Source organism: Klebsiella sp. X1-16S-Nf21 (assembly GCF_002837615.1).
Lineage (GTDB): Bacteria > Pseudomonadota > Gammaproteobacteria > Enterobacterales > Enterobacteriaceae > Klebsiella > Klebsiella variicola.
Map to the genome: position 1 here is coordinate 17,826 of NZ_PJDK01000024.1, position 23,015 is coordinate 40,840.

Consider the following 23,015-nt stretch of genomic DNA (forward strand, 5'->3'; position numbering starts at 1 on the left):
CGGCAACATGTACCCTACAGTACAGGCAAACAGAGATATGAAAAAAACCTCCTTACTGGCAGCGTGTATTCTCGCGCTCGCCATGTCGATGGGGAGCGGAGAGGCGGTGGCGAAAACCCCGCCCGACCAGCTGATCATCGGGATGAATATGAATAACCTGCTCACCCTTGACCCGGCGGCGATGACCGGTAACGAAGTGGTGGGGATCGTGGTCAACCTCTACGACTCGCTGGTGGAGCTGGACCCTGAGCAGCTCACCACCGTTAAGCCCGCGCTGGCGAAATCCTGGGATATCAGCCCCGACGGCAAAACCCTGACCTTTCATCTGCGCGACGACGTCAAGTTTCACTCCGGCAACCCGCTGACCGCCGCCGACGTCGTGTGGTCGATGCGGCGCATCCTGCACCTCAACCTGGCCCAGGCCTCGGTATGGAAATCCTATGGCTTCAGTAAGAAAAATATCGACAGCCAGGTCAGCGCGCCGGACCGCTTCACGGTGCAAATCGTATTACCCAAAGATAACGATCCGCAGCTGGTGATTTACTCGCTGGCGGCGCTGGGCAACCTCGGGGTGCTGGACAGTAAAACGGTGCAAAGCCACCAGCAGGATAACGATTGGGGCAACCGCTGGCTAACCACCCATGAAGCCGGTTCCGGGCCGTTTACGCTGGAAACCTGGCAGGCAAAAGAGGTGCTGCGCATGAAGCGCAATCCTGACTACTGGCGCGGCGAGGCGAAAATGAGCCGCGTGGTGCTGCGCCATTTCCAGGAGTCGCAAACCCTGCGTCTGATGATCGAAAAAGGCGACCTTGATATTGCCAACAACATGGCGGTTTCCGATATCAACGCCCTGCGCAGCGACCCGCAGCTGACCGTCGATGCGGTGCAGCGCGGCACCATGTACTACGTGGCGATGAGCATGAAAGAGGCGCACTTCGCCAATCCGAAAGTGCGCGAGGCGGTGCGCTATCTGATTGATTATCAGGGTATCAATAAAGCGCTGATGCCGGGCTACGGCGTGCTGCACCAGCGGCCGATTAAGGCGGGCATGCCATCCACGCTGCCCGACCCTGGCTATAAGCTGGACGTGGCGCGGGCGAAAAAGCTGCTGGCGGAAGCGGGATATCCCAACGGCTTTGATACCACGCTGCGGGTACTCTCCGATCAGCCATTTCTTAACATCGCTATCGCCGTGCAGTCGACGCTGATGCAGGCGGGGATTAACGCCAAAATCATCACCGGCACCGGTAACCAGATCTACGGCGCGATGCGCGAGCGTAAATTTGACCTGCTGGTAGGTCGCGGCGGCAGCGGGATGGAGCCGCATCCGCACTCCAGCCTGCGCGCGCTGGTCTATAACCCGGATAACAGCGATAAGGCGCGCCTGACCAACTTCCAGGGCTGGCGTACCGGTTTTTACGACCCGCAGCTTAATACGATGATTGACCAGGCCCTGCTGGAACGCGATCCGCAAAAACAGGTGGCTGACTACCAGGCCATCCAGACACGCTACGACCAGCTGGTTCCGGCTTTAATTCCGCTTTCGCAGATGGTTGATTCGGTCGTCGTGCGCAACGAGGTACGGGAGTATCAGCCGCACCCCTCCGCCACCACTTTTCTGCGTGACGTCTATAAAGTCCGCGAAGGAGATAAAGGATGAGTACCGCAATCCTTGCGCCCGGCTCACGCGGCCGGCGCTTATCCAAACGGCTGCTGCAGGTGGTGATTACGCTGTTCGGCCTGCTGCTGCTGACCTTTACCATTGGCCGCGTCATGCCCATCGACCCGGTGCTGGCGATTGTCGGCCCGGATGCTGACCAGAGCACCTATCAGCAGGTTTACCAGCAACTGGGGTTTGATAAATCGCTGACCACCCAGTTTGGTATCTATTTCGTCAACCTGTTGCACGGCGATCTGGGCAACGCGCTGCTGACCGGGAAACCGGTGGTGGACGATATTATCCGCGTCTTCCCGGCCACCATGGAGCTGGCGACGATGGCGATTATTGTCGGCGCGGGTCTTGGTATTCCGCTGGGCGTGCTGGCGGCGGCGCGGCGCAATAGCGTCTCCGATTATGTGGTACGCATTATCAGCCTGGCGGGCTACTCGACGCCGATCTTTTGGGTCGGGATGATGGGACTGCTGGTGTTCTATGCCTGGCTTGGCTGGGTAGGCGGCGCCGGGAGGGTAGATCTCGGGCTGGATGGTGTGGTGCCGCGCCGCACCGGCCTGATGACCGTTGATGCGCTGCTGGCAGGCAACGGCCAGGTGTTCTGGAACGCCATTAATCATCTGATTCTTCCCGCCTCGCTGCTGGGTTTTCACTCGCTGGCTTATATCAGCCGTATGACCCGCAGCTTTATGCTGGCCCAGCTGTCGCAGGAGTTCATTATTACCGCGCGGGTGAAAGGGCTGACCGAGCGTCAGGTTATCTGGAACCATGCGTTTCGTAACATCCTCGTGCAGCTGCTGACGGTAGTGGCGCTGGCCTACGGCGCGCTGCTGGAAGGCGCGGTGCTGATTGAAACCGTCTTCTCATGGCCGGGTTTCGGCTCCTACCTTACCGGTAGCCTGCTGCTGGGCGATATGAATGCGGTGATGGGCTGCGTGCTGCTGGTGGGCGTGATCTTCGTGATGCTCAACCTGCTCTCCGACCTGCTGTATCAATTCTTTGACCCGAGGACAAAATCATGACCGTTTCTCTGGATTCGCCGCTTTCGGGCGGTGCGGGCGAAGGCCGTCAGCGGCTGCAACGCGCGGCGGCGCGGGCCGTCGGGTTTATCGGCAAAATGGCGCGCAATCCGCTCACGGCCATCGGCGGAGGCATTATCTTTCTGCTGCTGGTGGTGGCGATTTTCGCGCCGCTGATTGCGCCTTATAACCCGCTGGTACAGGACCTGAATAGTGCGCTGGTCGCGCCGAATGCACAGCACTGGTTCGGCACCGATGAGTTTGGCCGGGATATCTTTAGTCGTCTGGTGTACGGCTCCCGCATCACGCTCTATATCGTGCTGCTGGTCTCGGTGACCGTCGGTCCGCTCGGGCTGCTGCTGGGCGTCAGCGCTGGCTATTTCGGCGGTAAAGTCGATATGGTGCTGATGCGCGTCACCGATATTTTCATCTCCTTCCCGAGTCTGGTCCTGGCGCTGGCGTTTGTCGCCGCTTTAGGACCGGGGCTGGAGCACGTGGTTATCGCCATCACGCTGACCGCCTGGCCGCCGATTGCCCGTCTGGCGCGCGCCGAAACGCTCTCTCTGCGCCAGGCCGATTTTATCTCCGCCGTGCGTCTGCAGGGCGCTTCATCGGCCCGCGTCCTCTGGCGCCATATCGTGCCGCTGTGTCTGCCCTCGGTCATTATCCGTATCACCATGAATATGGCCGGGATCATTCTGACCGCGGCCGGCCTCGGCTTTCTCGGCCTCGGCGCGCAGCCGCCAGAGCCGGAGTGGGGAGCGATGATCTCCAGCGGGCGCACTTATATGATGGAGTGCTGGTGGGTCGTAACCATTCCGGGGCTGGCGATTCTGATCAATAGCTTAGCGTTCAACTTCTTAGGAGATGGCCTACGTGACATCCTCGATCCCCGCAGTGAATAATGCACCGCTGCTCGACGTGCGCGATCTGTGCGTCGACTTTGTTAACGGTAGCGCGGTGACCCACGCCGTGCGCGGCGTCTCCTTCCAGCTGGGGCATGAGAAGCTGGCCATTGTCGGCGAGTCCGGTTCGGGTAAGTCCACCGTTGGGCGCGCGCTGCTGCAGCTGCATCCGAAAAAGGCCCGCGTCAGCGCCAGCCGGATGCAGTTTGCCGACCTCGATCTGCAGCATCTTAGCGAAGCGCAGATGCGCGGCGTACGCGGCAAACGTATCTCTATGATTATGCAGGACCCGAAATATTCGCTTAATCCGGTGGTCTGCGTGGGTAAGCAAATCGCCGAGGCCTGGCTTACTCATCATCCCGGGCGCAAAGATGAGGCGAAAGCCAGGGCGCTGGAGATGCTGGAGGTGGTGCGTATTCGCCAGCCGGAGCGCGTTTATCAGCTTTATCCGCATGAAATATCCGGCGGACAGGGGCAGCGCATCATGATCGCCATGATGCTGATTACCGACCCGGAACTGATCATTGCCGATGAGCCCACCTCCGCGCTGGACGTGTCGGTGCGCCTGCAGGTGCTGGGCCTGTTGGATGACCTGGTTCAGTCGCGCGGGCTGGGGCTGATTTTTATCAGCCACGATATCAACCTGGTGCGCAGCTTCTGCGACCGCGTACTGGTGATGTACGCCGGACGGGTAGTGGAGTCCATCGCCGCTAAAGATCTCGATAACGCCCGTCACCCCTACACTCAGGGATTGATTAACTCGCTGCCGGATATGCAGCATCGTCGCCCGATACTGCCGGTGCTGCAGCGTCAGGCCAGCTGGTTAACGGATTAAGGAGCGGATAATGATTGAAGTTCAACATCTCAACCTCGCGTTTGGCGAGGGGGAGAAGCGTAACCAGGTGCTGTATGACGTCAGTTTCCACGTTAAGCCCGGCGAGATCTACGGTCTGGTAGGAGAGTCCGGTTCCGGTAAAACGACGGTGCTCAAGTGCCTGGCGGGGCTGTTTACCCACTGGCAGGGGGAACTGACCATCGATGCTCAGCCCTTAGGGCATGAAATTAGCCGCGAGCGCTGCCGTCAGGTGCAGATGGTATTTCAGGACCCCTACGGATCGCTGCATCCCCGTCACACCATTGGCGATATCCTCGAAGAGCCGCTGCAGATCCATCGTTTCAATGACCGCGACCGGCGGATCAATGCGCTGCTGGATAAAGTTGGCCTCAACCGCGCTTTTCGTGAGCGCTATCCGCATCAGCTCTCCGGCGGGCAGCGGCAGCGCGTGGCGATAGCCAGAGCGCTGATTCTTGAGCCACAGGTGCTGCTGCTGGATGAGCCGACGTCGGCGCTGGATGTGTCGGTGCAGGCTGAGATCCTTAACCTGCTGGCAGAATTGCAGCGGGAGGCTAAGCTCACTTACCTGATGGTCACCCACGATCTCGGGGTTATTGCCCACTTATGCCAGAAAGTGGCGGTGATGCAGTACGGGAAGATCCTCGAAACCCTGACGGTCGATGCGTTGGTCAGCGGCGAGGCGCGGACGGCCTATACGCAGATGCTGGTTAACGCCAGTCGGCAATATACGCGCGAAATGGCGCGCGAGGTGGCGGAGTACTAAGCTTGATGGCGCATTGTCTCACGGCAGATGCGCCCATTTTAATGGGTAATTATTTGATATTATAGGAGTTTGAGGTTGTAGATATCGTCTATTAATGTAAGTGCGGTGTTTGGATCGATATCCTGCCCAGGTTTTTCCTGCAGCCGCAGGTGCCGTTTTACCTTAACATTCAGAGGCTCAATCAACGAACCCGGCTGCTGTATACCAGCCGGGCGCCGTCTTTGCTTTGCGAAGCCTGATCAACGTAGCAGCGGGCAGTCGGGCGGCAGCCGGCAGCGCAGGGCCGCCGGTAACAGCTCCATGCGGAAGGTTTTGCCGCTGAGCGGCTCGCCGTCGAGGTTAAAGGTCATCTCATGGGGGGCGGTGATCTCAAACCATGAGGAAACACCGTCAACAATATTCGGCGAGTTTTCCGGATTCGCCAGGGTGCTGAACAGGGCAGGGATCAGCTCTTCGCCGGTGAAAATGCGCAGATGCAGCAGACCATCGTTAATCAACGCCTCCGGGCATAGCTGCTGGCCGCCACCGGCCTGGCGGCCGTTGCCGATGCCGATGACCAGCGCATCGCCCTGCCAGTGAAAGTTCTCTCCGCGGATCTCGCAGCGGTCCGGCTTCAGGGTATCCATACGCATCAGGCCATGGATTAAATAAGAGACACCGCCGAGCGCGGCTTTGAGTTTTTCCGGCGTTTCGGTGGTGATTCGGGTGCCGAACCCGCCGGTCGCCATATTAATAAAGCCGGTTTTATCATTCACCCGGGCGATATCTATCGGCACATCGCGGCCGACGATCGCCAGCTTGAGGGCGCTGGCCAGATCCTGCGGAATGCCGACGCTGGTGGCAAAGTCGTTGGCCGTGCCCAGCGGTAAAATCCCCAGCGCCATCTTGCTACCGCGCTCCACCAGCGCGGTCGCCACTTCATTAATGGTGCCGTCGCCGCCGCCGGCGATCACCGTTTCAACGTTCAGCTGCAGGGCTTCATCGATAAACCGCACGGCATCGCCCTTTTCCCAGGTGACGCGGACGTGAATATCGATCCCTTCGTCGCGTAACAGGTTAACCGCCTCGCGTAACTGCGGTTCATTGGCACCTTTGCCGTTAAGGATCAGTAAGCTGGCAGGAAACGTAGACATCATCAAGGGAACCTTTATTGCTTAATGTTGCATAAAGTGTACCGCATGACGCAAGCGAAGACCGGAGGAGAGGCAAAAAAATAAGCCCGCGTAAGGGAGATTACGCAGGCTAAGGAGGTGGTTCCTGGTACAACTAGCATTTATGGGTTATGTTTTTCAGCGAAATGGATGATACCTGTTTCGATCGAAACGGTATGTGATCCGATTCTAATATCCTTACATCATGAAAAAATAACGCAAATTAACTAGTTACCGTGCGGATTTCTGGTTGTCTGACCAGTGAAGTTGCGCATCAGCAGCGCATACTGCAGGGGCAGGTCGTCCGGCACAGGCAACCATACGGTATAGCCGTCGCCCGGGGCCACCGGCATGGCTTCGCCTTTGCCATTTTCCATATGCTCGAGGGTGAAGTTGACGTTACCTTGCGGGGTCATCAGCTCGAGGCTGTCGCCGACGCTGAACTTATTTTTGACCGCCACGGCCGCCAGCGGGCCGTTACGCTCCCCGGTGAATTCGCCGACAAACTGCTGGCGCTCGGAGAGGGAGTAGCCGTACTCATAGTTCTGGTAATCGTCATGGGTATGGCGGCGCAGGAAGCCTTCGGTGTACCCGCGGTGGGCCAGTCCTTCCAGGGTCTCCAGCAGGCTGGTATCAAACGGTTTGCCGGCGGCGGCATCGTCGATCGCCTTGCGGTAAACCTGGGCGGTACGCGCGCAGTAGTAGAAGGATTTGGTGCGGCCTTCGATCTTCAGCGAGTGAACGCCCATCTGGGTCAGACGCTCAACGTGGGCGATAGCCCGCAGATCTTTCGAGTTCATGATGTAGGTGCCGTGCTCGTCCTCAAAGGCGGTCATGTACTCGCCTGGACGTTTGGCTTCCTCAATCATAAAGACTTTATCGGTCGGCGCGCCGATGCCGAGAGTGGGCTCCACGGTCTGCACCGGGATCGGCTCATATTTGTGGACGATGTTGCCGACGTCGTCCTCTTTGCCTTCCGCCACGTTGTATTCCCAGCGGCAGGCGTTGGTGCAGGTCCCCTGGTTCGGGTCGCGCTTGTTGATATACCCGGAGAGCAGGCAGCGGCCGGAGTAGGCCATGCAAAGCGCGCCGTGGACGAAAATCTCGATCTCCATCTCCGGCACCTGGCGGCGAATCTCTTCGATTTCATCCAGCGACAGTTCACGCGACAGGATCACGCGGGTGAGCCCCATCTGCTGCCAGAATTTGACCGTCGCCCAGTTGACAGCGTTGGCCTGCACTGAAAGATGGATCGGCATCTCCGGGAAGTGTTCCCGCACCAGCATGATTAAACCCGGATCGGACATGATCAGCGCGTCCGGCCCCATCTCCACCACCGGCTTCAGATCGCGAATAAACGTTTTCAGCTTGGCGTTATGCGGGGCGATGTTGACCACCACATAGAATTTTTTACCCAGCGCGTGGGCTTCATTGATGCCGAGCTGCAGATTTTCGTGATTGAATTCGTTGTTACGCACGCGCAGCGAGTAGCGCGGCTGGCCGGCATAAACGGCATCGGCGCCATAGGCGAAAGCGTAACGCATATTCTTCAGCGTTCCCGCCGGGGAGAGGAGTTCTGGTTTAAACATGGTGTTCTCGTTCTGATGACAGGTCAGATTCGCCGCACCTGGTGCGGCGAGTTGGGGAGTGTCCCCACATTAAGGGCGGGCATTGTAGCGCCGCGGCGAAGGGGAGTAAATATCAGATGGGTATCTTTCAGTATGGCTAATTTGTTTGCCATTTTGAACCTGGGCAGTGCTCACACTGACAGCACTCATAACGCTTGGTGGGATAGGCTCTATGGCGTTCCCCGGGTTGCGGCGTAAACGCCTTACCCGGGCTACGGTGTGCAGAGGGCGGTGAACGTGTAGCCCGGCTAAGCGCAGCGCGAGCCGGGAAAAGGCTAACTACGCCAGTCGACAGGCGTCCGCTTCCCAGCGGTAGCCAACGCCATACACCGCGCGAATAAACGACTGCTCGGCGTCCAGCGCCTCCAGCTTGCGCCGCAGGTTTTTGATGTGGCTGTCGATGGTGCGGTCGGTGACTACCCGATAATCGTCATACAGATGGTTGAGCAACTGTTCGCGGGAGAAGACCTTGCCCGGCTCCTGGGAGAGGGTTTTCAGCAGCCGGAACTCGGCGGGAGTGAGGTCCAGCAGCTTGTCGCGCCAGGAGGCCTGAAAACGACCTTCGTCGACAATCAGCGGGCTCTGGGCGTCCAGCGCCTGCAGATCGCGCTGCGGCTTGCAGCGGCGAAGAATGGTTTTCACCCGGGCGACCACTTCCCGCGGGCTGTAGGGCTTGCAGATATAGTCGTCGGCGCCAATTTCCAGCCCCAGCAGTCGGTCGATCTCTTCGATTTTCGCCGTCACCATCACCACCGGAACGTCGGAGAAGCGGCGAATTTCCCGGCACAGCGTTAAACCGTCGGTGCCGGGCAGCATCAGGTCCAGCAGGATCAGGTGCGGCGGCGTCTGCCGAACGTAGGGCAGGACCTTGTCACCGTGGTTAATCAGCGTAGGCGCATAGCCGGCGGCTTGCAGATAATCAATCAGCAGCTGGCCGAGCTTCGGTTCATCTTCCACGATAAGAATGCGTGGGGTGTTTTCATCTACAGGCAATTCAGTCATACGTCTCTCGGTAAATCATGTTCCAGAGGTAACTCAACTTTAATGCTAACCCCGCCAAAAGGCGAATGGTCGGCACGCAGGGTGCCGCCGTGGGCCGCGACAATATTGAGGCAAATCGCCAGTCCGAGGCCGGAGCCGCCGCTGGCGCGATTGCGCGATCCTTCCGCCCGGTAAAAGCGTTCGCACAGGCGGGCCAGCTGCTCATCGCTGACGCCGGGGGCGCTGTCGGCGAAGTCAATCACCAGCATCCGGCCGCTGCGGCGGGCGGTGATGTGCAGGCTGCCGCCGCTGTCGGTATAGCGCAGGCTGTTCTCCAGCAGATTGTTGAAGAGCTGCATCAGGCGGTCGCGGTCGCCGAAGATCATCGCCTGCTCGGGGAGCGACACCTGAATGCTCAGCTGCCGGCTGGCGAAGCGCTCGCGAAAAGCGCCCGCGGCCACCTCCAGCAGGGTGATGATATCCAGCGACGTTTTCTGGTAGGCCAGCGCCCCCTCGTCGGACATCGACAGCTGATGGAGGTCGTCCACCAGCTTGGTGAGGGTAGCCACCTCGGCCTGCAGGGAGGGGATGGACTCGGGGGTGAAGCGCCGGACTCCGTCCTGAATCGCCTCCAGCTCGCCACGCAGCACCGCCAGCGGAGTGCGCAGCTCATGGGAGATATCGGCCATCAGATCGCGACGCATCTGCTGGTTGCGCTCCAGGGTGCTGGCGAGCTGGTTGAAATCCTGCGCCAGGCGGCCGAGCTCGTCGCCGCCGGTCACCGTCACGCGGGTGGAAAAGTCGCCCGCCGCCAGCTTATGGGTGCCTTCCACCAGCCGCTTCACCGGCGCCAGCAGGCCGCGGGCCAGCGGGAAAGTGGCCAGCGCGGCTAGCAGGGTGGCAAGGGCGACAATCAGCCAGCTGGTGCGCTTTTGCTGCCGGTCGAAGTTAATATCGGTATTACGCGTCAGCCGCTCTACCGGCGAGGCGATCACTTTGCCTACCTCCACGCCGTTGACCACAATGCTGCGCTGGGTGCCGTCCTCCGGTACGCGCTCACGGGGCCCCACCAGCACACGGCCCGACTGATCGACCACCCAGAACATGGTGCGCCAGCCGTGGGGCGGCATTTCCGGCCTCGGCGGTGGGGTGTCGCTGGAGCCGTCGGGCGGCCCATCCGGCGGCGGCCCATCCGGCCCCTGACCCTCCATCGGACCCGGCTTCATGCCGTGTCCCGGCGGCGAGCGGTCGTCGTTATCCCGTTCGAAGGTGCGCAGCAGCTGGAAGATAAAGCGGTCGTTGTTGCGCAGAAACGCCCAGCTGCCGTGCTGGGCATACTGCTCACTCAGCGCGTCGCTGAGCATGGTTAACCGCTGCTCATTACCGCGCTTGATGTAGTCGATAAACCCACGTTCGAAACTGATACGCACCGCCCAGTGCATGCTGATCAGCAGCACGATGCAGGTGGCGAAAATAGCGAGGAACAGCTTACCGGTAATGCCCGGGCGCCAAAATTTCACGATCCACTCCTGTTGCGTCGACGGATGACGGTATTAGTGCCGACGTCATCCGGTACCCGGGAAAAGATGAGCGCCGGGAGGGCGATGATCGCCGCCATGCTCAGATAGGTATAGAGAAAGACCTGATGGGTGCTGGCGGCGTCGAGGCTCATATGCTGCTGGCCATACAGCCCCAGCAGCAGCCCGGCGATGGTCACGCCGATACTCATCGACAGCTGCATCACCATCGACAGCAGGCTGTTGCCGCTGCTGGCCAGATCGTCCGGGAGATCTTTCAGCGTCAGGGTATTCATTGAGGAGAATCGACTGGAGTTGATCATCCCCTGCAGAAACAGGACCAGCGGCAACGCGTAATACCACCCGGCCAGGGCGCTAAACATAAACAACAGGCTGACCGCCGCCAGGCCCAGGGTGCTGGCGACCAGCACCCGACGGTAGCCAAAGCGGTTGACCACCTGGACCACGATCCGCTTCATGCCCATGCTGCCGAGCACCATCGGGATCATCATCAGCCCGGCGTGAAAGGGGGAGAAGCCGAGGCCGATCTGCAGAAACACCGGAGTCATAAACGGCAGCATACCGCTGCCGATGCGTCCGGCGAAGCTGCCGCCGAGGCCGAGGGAGAAGGTGCGGTTACGAAACAGGTTGAGGCTGAACAGCGCCCGGGCGTTACCGCGGGCGTGCCACAGGTACAGCAGCAGGGCGGCGAGGCCGACGGCCACCAGCCCCGCCAGCCAGCGTGACGATATACCGAGCCCTTTCTGGCCGTCCAGCGCCAGGGTCAGGGTCGCCATCCCGGCGGCCAGCAGCAGAAAGCCGGAGAGGTCGAAGCGCCGGGTCTGCAGGGTGTAGTTGGGCATCAGGCAGAGGGTGGCGATGGCGCCGACGATCCCCACCGGGATATTGATGAGGAAGATCCAGTGCCAGGAGGCATACTCCACCAGCACCCCGCCCAGCGCCGGGCCGAGCAGCGGGCCAACCTGGCCCGGCAGGGTGACGAAAGTCATCGCCGCCATGTACTGATCGCGTGGGACGATCTTCATTACCGTCAGGCGACCAACCGGCACCATCATCGCGCCGCCGATCCCCTGCAGCACCCGCGCCATCACCAGCTGGTCAAGGGTGCTGGCCTGGGCGCAAAACAGCGACCCGGCGGTAAACAGCACGATGGCGGTGAAGAAGATATTGCGCACCCCGACCCTGTCGGCCAGCCAGCCGCTGGCCGGGAGCATGACCGCCACCGTCAGGACATAGGAGACGATGATCATATGCATATGCAGCGGGCTCTCCCCGAGGCTTTTGGCCATCGAGGGGAGGGCGGTGTTAACGATGGTGGTGTCCAGCGACTGCATAAAGAAGCCGAACGCCACTATCCATAGCTGCCAGCGCACGCTGGCCGGGAGGTCTGTCATGTTATTCGCTTACCGGTTGAGAGGAGTGACGCGAAAAACGCAACCGCAGACGGTCAAAGAAAAGATAGACCACCGGCGTGGTGTAGAGCGTTAACAGCTGGCTCATCACCAGACCGCCGACGATGGTGATCCCCAGCGGCTGGCGCAGCTCAGAGCCATCGCCCCCGGAGAGCACCAGCGGCAGGGCGCCGAACAGCGCCGCCAGGGTGGTCATCATAATCGGCCGGAAACGCAGCAGGCAGGCCTGGAAAATCGCCTCTTCCGGCGCCAGATTGCCGGTGCGCTGCGCCTCAAGGGCAAAATCGACCATCATGATGGCGTTTTTCTTCACGATGCCAATTAATAACATGATCCCGATAAGGGCGATTAGGCTGAACGGGGCATCGAATATCTCCAGCGCCAGCAGGGCGCCCACCCCGGCGGAGGGCAGCGTCGAGAGGATGGTCAACGGATGCACATAGCTCTCATACAGCATCCCCAGCACGATATAGACCGTGGCGATGGCCGCGAGGATCAGGATCACCTGCGCGTTCATGGTCTGCTGAAACACCTGAGCGGTACCGGCAAAGGAGCCGCGCACGCTCGACGGCACCCCGAGCTGGGTCATCGTGCGGTTAATGGCGTCGCTGGCTTCCGACAGCGAGCGGCCGGTGGGGAGGTTAAAGGAGATAGTGGACGCCGCCGACAGCCCCTGGTGGTTCACCGACAGCGGGGCGTTGGCCGGCTGCCATTTGGCGAAATAAGCCAGCGGGATCGGCTTGCCCTCGCTATTGATAACAAACATCTTGTCGAGGGCGCTGACGTCCTGGGTGTAGGCCGGATCCACCTCCATCACCACCTTATATTGATTGAGCGGCTGGTAGATGGTGGAGATCTGCCGCTGGCCGAAGGCGTTGTTCAGCAGGTTGTTGGCGTCCTGGACGCTGATGCCGAGGCGCGACATCGTATCCCGGTCATAGACCAGGTCCATTTCGGCGCCATTGTCCTGCTGATCCGAGTTGACGTCCGCCAGCTCAGGCAGCGCCGCCAGCGCTTTGCGGATCTTCGGCTCCCACTCGCGCAGCGCCGACAGGTCGTCGGACAGCAGGGTGTACTGATAGCTGGCGTTCGACTGCCGGCCGCCGACGCGAATATCCTGCACCGCCATCAGGAACAGGTTGGCCCCGGGCTCGTTGGCCAGCTTTTTGCGCAGCCGGTCGATCACCTGCTGCGCCGTCTCGTGGCGCTGGTCCCGTGGCTTGAGGGTGATAAACATCATCCCGCTGTTGACCCGCGAGCCACCGGTAAAGCCGGTGACGTTATCCACCGCCGGATCTTCACGAATGATCTTCATAAAGTCCTGCAGCTTGCCGCGCATCGCCTGGAAGGAGATGCTCTGGTCGGCCTGAATGCCGCCCATCAGCACCCCGGTGTCCTGCTCCGGAAAGAAGGTTTTCGGGATCGAAATGTAGAGCCAGACGCTGAGGGCGATGGTGCCGAGCACCACCAGGCCGGTCAGCCGGCTGTGCCTGAGTACCCATTTTAACGATTTCCCATAGCCGCCCTGCACGGCCACCAGCAGGCGGCCAAAGCCGCGGTTGCGCGTCGGCTGGTGGGGCTTACCGCTTTTCAGCAGCCAGCCGCACATCATCGGTGTCAGGGTGAGGGACACCGCCAGCGAGATGCCGATCGCCACCGACAGGGTGACGGCGAACTCGCGCAGCAGGCGGCCGGGCAGGCCGCCCATCAGCAGCAGCGGCAGAAACACCGCCACCAGCGATAGGCTCATCGACAGCACGGTAAAGCCGACCTCGCGGCTCCCCTGCAGCGCCGCCTGCAGGGGTTTCATCCCCGCTTCCAGATGGCGGGAGATATTCTCCAGCACCACGATAGCGTCATCCACCACGAAGCCGGTGGCGATGGTCAGAGCCATCAGCGACAGGTTATTGAGGCTGAAGCCGCACAAATACATCGCGGCGAAGGTGCCGATTAAGGAAACCGGGACGGCGACGGCCGGGATCAGCGTGGCGCGCCCCGAGCGCAGGAACAGGAACACCACGAGGATCACCAGCGCCACCGAAATCACCAGCGTCTGCTCCACCTCCTCCAGCGAAGCACGGATGGTCGGCGAGCGGTCCTGGGCGATCTGCAGGTCGATAGCCGCCGGAATGGTCTGCTGCAGCTCCGGCAGGCGGGCGCGGATGCTGTCCACTGTCTGGATAATATTGGCTTCCGGCAGTTTGCGGATCATCAGCAGGATCGCCGGTTTGGCGTTGGTCATCCCGGCGTTGCGCACGTCCTGCACCGAATCCGAGACGGTGGCGACATCCCCCAGTCGCACTGCGGCGCCATTCTGGTAGTGGACGATCAGCGGCTGATAGTCGGCGGCGGTCTTCAGCTCATCGTTGGTCTGCACCTGCCAGCGGTGCGCGCTGTCCTCCAGCGCCCCCTGCGGTTTGCGCACGTTAGCGTCGCTGATGGCGGTGCGCACCGCGTCCAGCGACACGCCCTGGTTGAACAGCGCCTGCGGGTTGAGGTCGACGCGCACCGCCGGCAGGGAGCTGCCGCCGACGTCGACATCACCCACGCCGTCGATCTGCGCGATGGTCTGCGCCAGCTGGGTGGAGGCGAAATCATACAGCTCACCCTGGGAGTAGGTGTCCGAGGTCAGCGTCAGGATCATGATCGGCGCATCGGACGGGTTGGCTTTGCGGTAGGTCGGCCGGCTGGGCATCCCGCTCGGCAGCAGGCTTTGCGCGGCGTTGATCGCCGCCTGAACGTCGCGCGCCGCGCCGTTGATATCGCGGTCGAAGTTAAACTCAAGAATGATGCGCGTACTGCCCAGCGAACTGGAGGAGGTCATCTCATTGACCCCGGCTATCCGTCCCAGGGAGCGTTCCAGCGGGGTGGCCACCGACGAGGCCATGGTTTCCGGGGAGGCTCCCGGCAGCGAGGCGCTAACCATGATCACCGGGAAGTCCACCTGCGGCAGCGGGGCTACCGGCAGCAGCCGGAAGCCGAGAATGCCGCACAGGGTGATGGCCAGCGAGATGAGGATTGTCGCCACCGGGCGGTAAATGAAGAGGGCGAAAAACTTCACTTACGCCTCCTCTTCCTGACGCGGGAAGCGGCGCTTCAGGTGCAGCGACAGGCGGTCGAACAGCAGATAGATCACCGGGGTGGTGAACAGGGTCAGCACCTGGCTGAGCATCAGACCGCCGACCATGCCGATCCCCAGCGGACGCCGCAGCTCCGCGCCGACGCCGGTGCTCAGCATCAGCGGCAGGGCGCCGAGCAGGGCGGCGAGGGTCGTCATCAGGATCGGACGAAAACGCAGCAGGCAGGCCTGGTAGATCGCTTCCCGCGGCGGCATGCCCTGCTCGCGTTCGGCGGCCAGCGCGAAGTCGATCATCATGATGGCGTTCTTCTTCACGATGCCGATCAGCAGAATGATGCCGATGATGGCGATCACATCCAGCTCGCTGCCCGCCAGCCACAGCGCCAGTAGCGCCCCGACCCCGGCGGTGGGCAGGGTGGAGAGGATCGTGATCGGATGGATAAAGCTTTCATACAGCACCCCCAGCACGATATACATCGCCACCACCGCGGCGACCACCAGCCAGACGGTGCTGCCGAGCGCCGACTGGAAGGCCAGCGAGCTGCCCTGGAACTGGGTGCGGATATCGGTCGGGAAATCCAGCGACTGTTCGGCGGCGAGGATCGCGTCCACCGCTTCGCCCAGCGAATAGTTGTCCGGGACGTTAAACGAGATGGTGGTCACCGGGAACTGATCGAGGTGGTTTACCGACAGCGGGGTAAAACGTTGCTCCACTGTGGCGATGGCGGTCAGCGGCACGATGCCGCCGTCGCTACTGGTCAGGCGGATATTATCCAGCGCCGCCAGGCCCGGCGTCGCCTCGGTATCCTGCTCGAGCACCACGCGATACTGATTCGCCTGAGTGTAAATGGTGGAGATCAGCCGCTGGCCGAAAGCGTTGTACAGCGCGTTATCGACATCGGCCATTGAGATGCCGAGGCGGCTGGCGCTGTCGCGATCCACCTTGATATAGGCGGCCAGGCCTTTGTCCTGCCAGTCGCTGCTGACGTCGGCCAGCTGCGGCTGGGCCTGCAGGCGGCTGAGCAGCGGCGGCACCCAGGTGCTCAGCGCCTCGAGGGAGTTTGCCTGCAGGGTGAACTGGTACTGGGTGCGGCTCACCGTGGTGTCGATGGTCAGATCCTGGGTCGGCTGCAGGTAGAGCGCCACGCCCGGGACGCCGTCCACCGCCTGCTGCAGGCGGCTGATCACCGTCTGGACGCGGTCATCGCGTTCATCCAGCGGCTTGAGGTTGATCTGCAGACGGGCGCTGTTCAGCGCTGGGTTGGTGCCGTCGACGCCGACGAACGAGGTCAGGCTCTCCACGGCCGGATCCTTAAGGATAATGCTGGCCACCTGCCGCTGGCGCTCGGCCATGCTGGCGAAAGAGACCGACTGCGGCGCCTGGAGGGTGCCCTGAATAATGCCGTTATCCTGGATCGGGAAGAAGCCTTTCGGGATAAAGACCCACAGGATTATCGACAGCGCCAGGGTGCTCAGCGCGACGCCGAGCGTCAGCCACGGATGGTTCAGCACCCGGCCCAGCCAGCGGCCATAGACGGCGATCACCCGTTCGAAGAAACGCTCGCTGGCCCGGGAGAAACGGTTCTGCTTGCGCAGCGATTCGTGGCTTAACATGCGGGCGCACATCATCGGCGTCAGGGTCAGGGAGACCACCGCCGAGATAAGAATAGCGACGGCAAGGGTGACGGCGAATTCGCGGAACAGACGGCCGACGATATCGCCCATAAACAGCAGCGGGATCAGCACCGCGATCAGCGAGAAGGTAAGGGAGATAATGGTGAAGCCGATTTCCCCGGCGCCTTTCAGCGCGGCGGCCAGCGGCTTCTCGCCTTTCTCGATATAGCGCGAGATGTTCTCGATCACCACGATGGCGTCATCCACCACAAAGCCGGTGGCGATGGTCAGGGCCATTAGCGTCAGGTTATTGATCGAGAAGTCGAGGAACACCATCACCGCGAAGGTGCCCACCAGCGACAGCGGCACCGCGACGCCGGGAATAATGGTCGCCGGGACGTTGCGCAGGAACAGATAGATGATCATCACCACCAGGGCGATGGCCAGCATCAGCTCAAACTGGGTGTCGCGCACCGAGGCGCGAATGTTGGTGGTCCGGTCGGAGAGGACCTGCACCTTCACCGATTTCGGCAGGCTCTCGGTGAGCTGCGGCAGCATCTGGCGAATGCTGTCGGCGGTGTCGATGATGTTGGCCCCCGGCTGACGCTGAACGTTCATCACGATGGCCCGCTGCTGGTTGGCCCACGCCCCGAGCCAGCTGTTTTCGGCCCCTTGTTCGACGCTGGCGACATCGCCGAGACGGATCGGCGCCCCGTTCTGATAAGCGATAATCAGCCGGCGATAATCCTCAGCGGACTGCATCTGATCGTTAGCGGAAAGCGTCACCGCGCGAGCCGGGCCGTCGAGGCTGCCTTTCGCCGAGTTAACGTTGGCGCTGGTGATAGCGGTACGCACGGTTTCGCTGGTCAGGCCGAGGGCGGCAATGGCCTGGGCGTTAAGCTTCACCCGCACCGCCGGGCGCTGGCCGCCGGCGAGGGTCACCAGACCGACGCCGGAAACCTGGGAGATCTTCTGCGCCACCCGGGTCTCCACCATGTCCTCCACCTGGGTCATCGGGATCGCGGAGGAGGTGACGGCGAGGGTCATGATCGGCGGATCCGCCGGGTTCACCTTGCTGTACACCGGCGGGTTGGGCAGATCGCTCGGCAGCAGGTTGGTGGCGGCGTTAATGGCCGCCTGCACTTCCTGCTCGGCGACGTCCAGCGGCAGGGTCAGCTGGAACTGCAGCGTGACTACCGAGGCGCCGCCAGAGCTTTGCGACGACATCTGCTTAAGGCCGGACATCTGGCCGAACTGGCGCTCCAGCGGGGCGGTGATAGCGGAGGTCACCACGTCCGGGCTGGCGCCCGGATAGAGGGTAACCACCTGAATGGTCGGGTAATCGACTTCCGGCAGAGCGGAGACCGGCAGGAAGCGGTAGCCGATGATCCCGGCTAACAGGATCGCCACCATCAGCAAAGTGGTGGCGACCGGACGCATAATAAACAGCCGGGACGGGCCGCCGGTGCGGCCTGGGGGTAACACCTGCATCAGGAACGCGCTCCGTGTTTACCGCTCTGGCGCGGAGCGGGCTGCGCCTGCTCGCTGCCGCTGGCGGTGACAACTTCCACCTTCGTCCCCTCGGTCAGACGGTCAATCCCGTCGGTGACTACGCGATCCCCGGCGGAAAGCCCGGCGCTGATGACCACTTTCTGGCTGTCCTGGATGCCGGGCGTCACGCTGTGTTTGCTGACCTTGTTCTCGTCGTTCAGCACCCACACAAAATGCCCTTCGTTGCCCATCTGCAGGGCGGCGGCGGGGATCACCACCGCGTTCTCTTCGGTATCCACCAGCAGGCGGGCGTTAACGAACTGGTTGGGGAACAGCGCGTCATCCAGATTGCTGAAGCGCGCCTTCAGCTTAATGGTCCCGGTGGTGGCATCGATCTGGTTGTCGAGACTCAGCAGCTCGCCGACGCTGATTTTCTGCTTATTGGTGCGATCCCAGGCTTCGACGCTGAGCGCTTTGCCCGCTTTCTGCGCCTGCACCACCGTGGCGATGCTGTTTTCCGGCAGGGTGAAGACCACATCGATCGGGTGCGTCTGGGTGAGAACCACAATCCCGGTGGTATCTCCGCTGGAGATCTGGTTGCCAATATCCACCTGCTTTAAGCCAACGCGGCCATCAATCGGCGCGGTGATGCGGGTCCAGTCGAGCTGCAGCTGGGCGCTGGCGACGGCGGCTTCATCGGCCTTTACGGTGCCAGCGGATTCCACCACCAGCGACTGCTGGGTGTCGAGCTCCTGGCGGGAGACGAGGTTGGTTTTCACCAGCTGCTGGTAACGGGCGAGATCGCGGCGGGCGTTCGCCAGGGTGGCGTTATCTTTCGCCAGCTGACCCTGCGCCTGGGCGAGGGCGACTTTAAACTGGCTGGGGTCGATCTGCGCCAGCAGGTCGCCGGCTTTGACCTGCTGTCCCTCCTGGAAGTGAAGGCTCAGCAGCTGGCCGTCGACCCGGCTGCGCACGGTCACGGTATTGGCCGCCGTCACGGTACCCAGCCCGGTGAGATAGCGCGGCACCGCTTGTTCGGTCGCGGTCGCCGCCTGCACCGGCGCCAGCGCGCCGCCGAAACGGCCATGACGCGCGCCGCCCGGCCCCTGCGGGCCTTGTCCTGCTGCGGGAGCGCTGCTGCCGCTCGTGCCACGATCGTGCCAGAACCAGTAGGCGGCTCCGGCGATAATCACTACCGCCAGCGCGGCGCCCCAACGACGTATGTTACTGCCTTTCATTAGTTTACGGTCTCATCCTGAAGCGTTTCGCTGAATGATACTAGTTTAGTGAGGGAAGGGGCCGTAAAAATGGAGGAATTATGAAAAGAAGGTTGAGAAATGTCTGGATAACCGCCGCGACGCCGGGCGGTCTCGTTGTAGATTTCCGGGGTGATATCAACTTTTAGTTTAAAAAAGTAAAAAATAGTTGTATCCGGGAGGGCTTTAATTAGATTTATGCGGTGAATAAATCTGTGCATTTTCATAATAATAACATATGCACTTAAAAATCAACGTGTTAAATAATCAGGGGTCATTGTTGTGGCAAACGCAAACAAACTCACGCTCTTCATCGTCATTTTTATGCTGATGGGGATCCTCTCCGGCGCGGCTATCCATGCCTACGCGACGCCGACCACCATCTCCGCCTGGGCGGACAACATTACGCTGCTGACCGATCTGTTTCTGCGGTTGATCAAAATGGTCATCGCGCCGTTGGTGTTCAGCACTCTGACGGTCGGCATTATGCGTCTCGGCGAGACGGCGACCATTGGCCGGGTAGGCGGGAAGGCGATGGTGTGGTTCATCACCTCCTCGGTATTATCCATTCTCGTCGGGCTGGTGATCGTCACCTTCCAGCACCCGGGCGCCGGGTTAAACCTGGCGGTGCCGAAAGAGGCGGTGGATACCGGCCTGGCGGTCAGCGGCATGAGCCTGAAAGGATTCCTGTCGCACACCATCCCCACCAGCATCACCGAGGCGATGGCCAACAACGAGATCCTGCAGATTGTGGTGTTCTCGATGTTCTTTGGCATCGCCGGCGCGTCGCTGGGCGAGAAGTTTAATGCCCCGCTGGTGGCGGCCCTCAATGTGGTGTCGCACATTATGCTGAAGGTGACGGGCTATGTGATGTACGTTGCGCCGCTGGCTATCTTCGCCGCCATTTCGTCGGTGATTGCCTCCCAGGGGCTGGGGATCCTGCTCAACTACGCTTCGTTCATCGGCGGTTACTACCTGGCGGTGCTGTTGACCAGCGCGGTACTGATCGCCGTTGGCTATATGGTGCTGAAGAAAGAGGTCTTCCGTCTGCTGAATATGCTGAAGGACCCGGTGCTGGTCGCGTTTACCACCAGCAGCTCCGAAGCGGCCTATCCGAAGACCCTTGAGCGGCTGGTGAAGTTTGGCTGCTCGCGCAATATCGTCTCGTTCGTCCTGCCGATTGGCTACTCGTTCAACCTCGTGGGCTCGATGGTCTACTGCTCCTTCGCCGCGATGTTTATCGCCCAGGCCTATAACGTACCGCTGAGCTTTAGCGAGATTACGGTCATGATGCTGACCCTGATGCTGGCCTCGAAAGGCATCGCCGGGGTGCCGCGCTCGGCGCTGGTGGTGCTGGCGGCCACGATCCCCAGCTTCAATATTCCGGTTGCCGGGATCCTGCTGCTGATGGGTATCGACCATTTCCTCGACATGGGGCGCTCCGCCATCAACGTGTTGGGTAACGGCATTGCCACCGCCATGCTGTCGAAAAACGAAGGTCTGCTGACCGACGAGGAAGCACAGCCGGACTGGGAAGCCGAGAAAGCGGAAGCCTGATCCTGCCGCGCCCTTTCACAAAGGGCGCTATTCCACACGGAAAAAAAGACCCCTGACAGGCACGTCAGGGGTAATGTGACGAAGTATCAGTTTTCCTCGTAACTAGTCTTTTTTCTTATATAAAAACGCGCGGTAACGTCTTTATACCGAGGAAGCGTCAGAGTTTAACGTTATGTTCGGCAGCGCTGGCGCTTTTTTAGCATCCTGCGGCTATTTTCGGATTCCAGACAATATCACTACGGGAATATCTTATTCTCTTCTGTTCGCTATTTGCCTACCAACGCTCACGTAACAGATTCATAAACTGGAAAAAGTCGTGGTTATTATTCAGGCTGTATTTTTCCATAATCTTATTCTTATGGTAGGCGGCGGTGCGGGGACTGACGCGCTGCAGGGCGGCGATTTTACTCATGTCCAGCCCTTCAAGAATACCGTGCACCACAGCGGTCTGCGACCGCGACAGGACACGATGCGGGCAGCTGGCGCAGCTCAGTTCCCGGCTCGTGGCGTCAGTGGCCGACGGGTCCATACAATGCTGTAGTTCGCTTTTAATGATCGCCAGCAGTTGTGGAATACTGGCCGTTTTCAGCGAGACAAAAATGACCCCTTTCAGGCAATTAATCATGAAATCGTCTTCCGGCAGCTGGTCGTAGCTGTGGAGGATAATCAGAGAACTGCCTTTTTTTCTGTTTTTAATCAGGGTATTGCACAGATAGATTTCACCAGGGATCACTTCGCATATAATAATATCTTCGTCTGACAGGTCGTTATTGCGCCAGGAGAAACGGGCCCGCATATCGTCCCGGGAGAGATCATTAACCATGGCGACCAGCGATTCACGTACAAAGGTGTTGCGGGTATTGATGGTGACATTAATGTTTCTCATGGCGTTATTTCCTTATGCAAAACATAACGCCATGCTGTGACAAATCCTCCGGGCGTATGCGGTGTGTTGATTTTATAAACGTACCTGTAATCGTTTTTAATTATTATAAAGTGAATTATTTACGACGCGTCGAACGCTTATCGTTAAACGTAAACTTCTGCCGTCTCCTGTCTTTTAGATAGGAAATAAAACTGTATACAGAGATGCTGAAGAAAAATATGCATAGCAATAATATTAACCACGTTTGCATGGCCATCGTTTTTACCTTATTTGTGCTGCATGGTGTCAGAATTTACCGCGAACGGCTATTACGTTTTGTTATATGTTTTCCTGTCCACTGAAAATCATACGACATCATCCTGATGTGCTAGCACTATAAGAAAGTTCTTAAGCGCGTCGTCAGTCTCATTCCTCTCATTTCTCTCAGAAAATGAGAAAAATTAACACTTGCGAGTTATTCACCCCCCGCGCAGCGGCCAGATCGCGCTTTCGATCAGGAAATAAACGCCAGTCCTTTGCCAAAGATCGCTCGTACGGGCAGGTGGATCCCTTGCTGGCGCGCCTTATGGCGCAGGCGGCTAATCACCACGTCGATGCGGTGCAGGTCAGGCTCGCTGTCGTGGGAAAACAGGCAGGCATGGAGGTCCAGCTTGCTGCACACCTCGTTGCGATTGCGCATTAACAGCTCCACCAGACGGTACTCCTGCTGGGTTAACTCCAGCGTCCGGGCATCGGGAGAAATCAGTTTATCCTCATGCAGACGCCACAGTCCGGTGGCGGCGGATGACGCGGTGCCGGGCGCCTCCGATGGAAGGGCGGCGGGTCGATCCTGCTGCAGGCGGGCGCCAAGGGCGGTGAGGGTCTCCGCAAGGTGGGCGAAGTTAACCGGCTTAATCAGGTAAGCATCGGCCCCAAGGCTGAGCGCCTGCAGTTTATCCTGCTGCTGGCCGCGGGCGCTGACCACCACCAGACCGTAATGCCCCAGCTCATGCAGGTAGCTCAGCACGCTGAAGCCATCTTCCCCGGGCAGGCCGATATCAATCAGCACGATGTCCACCGGATGGCTATGCAGTTGTCGCCAGAAGGCTTCGGCGCTGCGCGAGCCCCACACCTCGAAGCCGCGATAGCCCAGCCAGGCCAGCAGTTCATCCAGCAGATCGGCGTTATCTTCAATTATCGCCAGCCGTAAAGCCATACGTCGTTCTCC

At 60.3% G+C, this 23,015-nt stretch carries 17 protein-coding genes; 6 read left to right on the forward strand and 11 right to left on the reverse strand.

Features of this window, described 5'->3' with window-relative positions; all coding sequences use genetic code 11:
* The first annotated feature begins 37 nt into the window (after positions 1–37).
* From CW267_RS13095 to CW267_RS13115, 5 genes are read left to right on the forward strand one after another with little or no spacing between them, the layout of a single operon-like run.
* Positions 38–1,660 (forward strand): ABC transporter substrate-binding protein, encoded by a 1,623-nt coding sequence (locus tag CW267_RS13095; RefSeq protein WP_048330991.1) that lies wholly within the window; start codon positions 38–40, stop codon positions 1,658–1,660.
* Positions 1,657–2,694 carry an ABC transporter permease gene (locus tag CW267_RS13100; protein ID WP_012541059.1) on the forward strand — a complete coding sequence of 346 codons (1,038 nt, stop codon included), beginning with the start codon at positions 1,657–1,659 and terminating at the stop codon, positions 2,692–2,694. Before CW267_RS13095 ends, CW267_RS13100 begins: the two co-directional genes overlap by 4 nt.
* A complete protein-coding gene (locus tag CW267_RS13105) occupies positions 2,691–3,596 on the forward strand; it encodes an ABC transporter permease (protein ID WP_002912641.1) in 906 nt (301 codons plus the stop codon). The genes CW267_RS13100 and CW267_RS13105 overlap by 4 nt, the downstream gene beginning before the upstream one ends.
* The gene (locus CW267_RS13110) at positions 3,568–4,431 is read left to right on the forward strand and encodes an ABC transporter ATP-binding protein (RefSeq protein ID WP_032736203.1); all 864 of its coding nucleotides are present in this window, start codon (positions 3,568–3,570) and stop codon (positions 4,429–4,431) included. The genes CW267_RS13105 and CW267_RS13110 overlap by 29 nt, the downstream gene beginning before the upstream one ends.
* Before the next feature lie 10 nt (positions 4,432–4,441).
* Positions 4,442–5,215: an ABC transporter ATP-binding protein gene (locus CW267_RS13115; RefSeq protein WP_012967575.1), complete on the forward strand. Its 774-nt coding sequence runs from the start codon at positions 4,442–4,444 to the stop codon at positions 5,213–5,215.
* 239 nt (positions 5,216–5,454) lie between these two features.
* On the opposite strand, the gene yegS is transcribed toward CW267_RS13115, so the two are convergent.
* From yegS to CW267_RS13155, 8 genes are all read right to left on the reverse strand, one after another.
* Positions 5,455–6,351, reverse strand: a complete 897-nt coding sequence (yegS, locus tag CW267_RS13120; protein WP_008804075.1) for a lipid kinase YegS — start codon at positions 6,349–6,351, stop codon at positions 5,455–5,457.
* A gap of 242 nt (positions 6,352–6,593) precedes the next feature.
* Positions 6,594–7,955 carry a tRNA 5-hydroxyuridine modification protein YegQ gene (gene yegQ, locus CW267_RS13125; RefSeq protein WP_008804076.1) on the reverse strand — a complete coding sequence of 454 codons (1,362 nt, stop codon included), beginning with the start codon at positions 7,953–7,955 and terminating at the stop codon, positions 6,594–6,596.
* Between the two features lie 318 nt (positions 7,956–8,273).
* A complete protein-coding gene (gene baeR / locus CW267_RS13130) occupies positions 8,274–8,996 on the reverse strand; it encodes a two-component system response regulator BaeR (RefSeq protein WP_004201558.1) in 723 nt (240 codons plus the stop codon).
* Complete coding sequence (gene baeS, locus CW267_RS13135) at positions 8,993–10,495, reverse strand: two-component system sensor histidine kinase BaeS (protein ID WP_008804077.1); 1,503 nt, start codon at positions 10,493–10,495, stop codon at positions 8,993–8,995. The genes baeR and baeS overlap by 4 nt, the downstream gene beginning before the upstream one ends.
* A complete protein-coding gene (locus CW267_RS13140) occupies positions 10,492–11,907 on the reverse strand; it encodes an MFS transporter (protein WP_012541064.1) in 1,416 nt (471 codons plus the stop codon). The genes baeS and CW267_RS13140 overlap by 4 nt, the downstream gene beginning before the upstream one ends.
* A 1-nt stretch (position 11,908) precedes the next feature.
* A complete protein-coding gene (mdtC, locus tag CW267_RS13145) occupies positions 11,909–14,986 on the reverse strand; it encodes a multidrug efflux RND transporter permease subunit MdtC (protein WP_012541065.1) in 3,078 nt (1,025 codons plus the stop codon).
* Positions 14,987–18,109 (reverse strand): MdtB/MuxB family multidrug efflux RND transporter permease subunit, encoded by a 3,123-nt coding sequence (locus tag CW267_RS13150; RefSeq protein WP_049152700.1) that lies wholly within the window; start codon positions 18,107–18,109, stop codon positions 14,987–14,989.
* Entirely contained in the window at positions 18,109–19,347 is a 1,239-nt protein-coding gene (locus CW267_RS13155) for an MdtA/MuxA family multidrug efflux RND transporter periplasmic adaptor subunit (protein ID WP_049152698.1), read from the reverse strand. The genes CW267_RS13150 and CW267_RS13155 overlap by 1 nt, the downstream gene beginning before the upstream one ends.
* A gap of 300 nt (positions 19,348–19,647) precedes the next feature.
* Here CW267_RS13155 and CW267_RS13160 point away from each other — a divergent pair, with 300 nt between their 5' ends.
* A complete protein-coding gene (locus CW267_RS13160; RefSeq protein WP_008804082.1) occupies positions 19,648–20,922 on the forward strand; it encodes a dicarboxylate/amino acid:cation symporter in 1,275 nt (424 codons plus the stop codon).
* A 274-nt stretch (positions 20,923–21,196) separates the two neighbouring features.
* Here CW267_RS13160 and CW267_RS13165 read toward each other — a convergent pair whose 3' ends face one another.
* The 3 genes from CW267_RS13165 to CW267_RS13170 all read right to left on the reverse strand — a co-directional run bounded on the left by CW267_RS13165 (position 21,197) and on the right by CW267_RS13170 (position 23,003).
* Positions 21,197–21,808, reverse strand: a complete 612-nt coding sequence (locus CW267_RS13165; protein ID WP_008804083.1) for a helix-turn-helix transcriptional regulator — start codon at positions 21,806–21,808, stop codon at positions 21,197–21,199.
* Between the two features lie 115 nt (positions 21,809–21,923).
* Positions 21,924–22,064 carry a small membrane protein gene (locus CW267_RS31700; RefSeq protein ID WP_046621842.1) on the reverse strand — a complete coding sequence of 47 codons (141 nt, stop codon included), beginning with the start codon at positions 22,062–22,064 and terminating at the stop codon, positions 21,924–21,926.
* A 237-nt stretch (positions 22,065–22,301) separates the two neighbouring features.
* Complete coding sequence (locus tag CW267_RS13170) at positions 22,302–23,003, reverse strand: response regulator transcription factor (protein WP_012541069.1); 702 nt, start codon at positions 23,001–23,003, stop codon at positions 22,302–22,304.
* Positions 23,004–23,015 lie beyond the last annotated feature (12 nt).

Bases quoted from the DNA above. Each gene is read 5' to 3' on its own strand.
- CW267_RS13095 (WP_048330991.1), top strand. From the start codon at position 38: ATGAAAAAAACCTCCTTACTGGCAGCGTGTATTCTCGCGCTCGCCATG.
- CW267_RS13100 (WP_012541059.1), top strand. From the start codon at position 1,657: ATGAGTACCGCAATCCTTGCGCCCGGCTCACGCGGCCGGCGCTTATCC.
- CW267_RS13105 (WP_002912641.1), top strand. From the start codon at position 2,691: ATGACCGTTTCTCTGGATTCGCCGCTTTCGGGCGGTGCGGGCGAAGGC.
- CW267_RS13115 (WP_012967575.1), top strand. From the start codon at position 4,442: ATGATTGAAGTTCAACATCTCAACCTCGCGTTTGGCGAGGGGGAGAAG.
- yegS (WP_008804075.1), bottom strand. From the start codon at position 6,351: ATGATGTCTACGTTTCCTGCCAGCTTACTGATCCTTAACGGCAAAGGT.
- yegQ (WP_008804076.1), bottom strand. From the start codon at position 7,955: ATGTTTAAACCAGAACTCCTCTCCCCGGCGGGAACGCTGAAGAATATG.
- baeR (WP_004201558.1), bottom strand. From the start codon at position 8,996: ATGACTGAATTGCCTGTAGATGAAAACACCCCACGCATTCTTATCGTG.
- CW267_RS13140 (WP_012541064.1), bottom strand. From the start codon at position 11,907: ATGACAGACCTCCCGGCCAGCGTGCGCTGGCAGCTATGGATAGTGGCG.
- CW267_RS13150 (WP_049152700.1), bottom strand. From the start codon at position 18,109: ATGCAGGTGTTACCCCCAGGCCGCACCGGCGGCCCGTCCCGGCTGTTT.
- CW267_RS13155 (WP_049152698.1), bottom strand. From the start codon at position 19,347: ATGAAAGGCAGTAACATACGTCGTTGGGGCGCCGCGCTGGCGGTAGTG.
- CW267_RS13165 (WP_008804083.1), bottom strand. From the start codon at position 21,808: ATGAGAAACATTAATGTCACCATCAATACCCGCAACACCTTTGTACGT.
- CW267_RS31700 (WP_046621842.1), bottom strand. From the start codon at position 22,064: ATGGCCATGCAAACGTGGTTAATATTATTGCTATGCATATTTTTCTTC.
- CW267_RS13170 (WP_012541069.1), bottom strand. From the start codon at position 23,003: ATGGCTTTACGGCTGGCGATAATTGAAGATAACGCCGATCTGCTGGAT.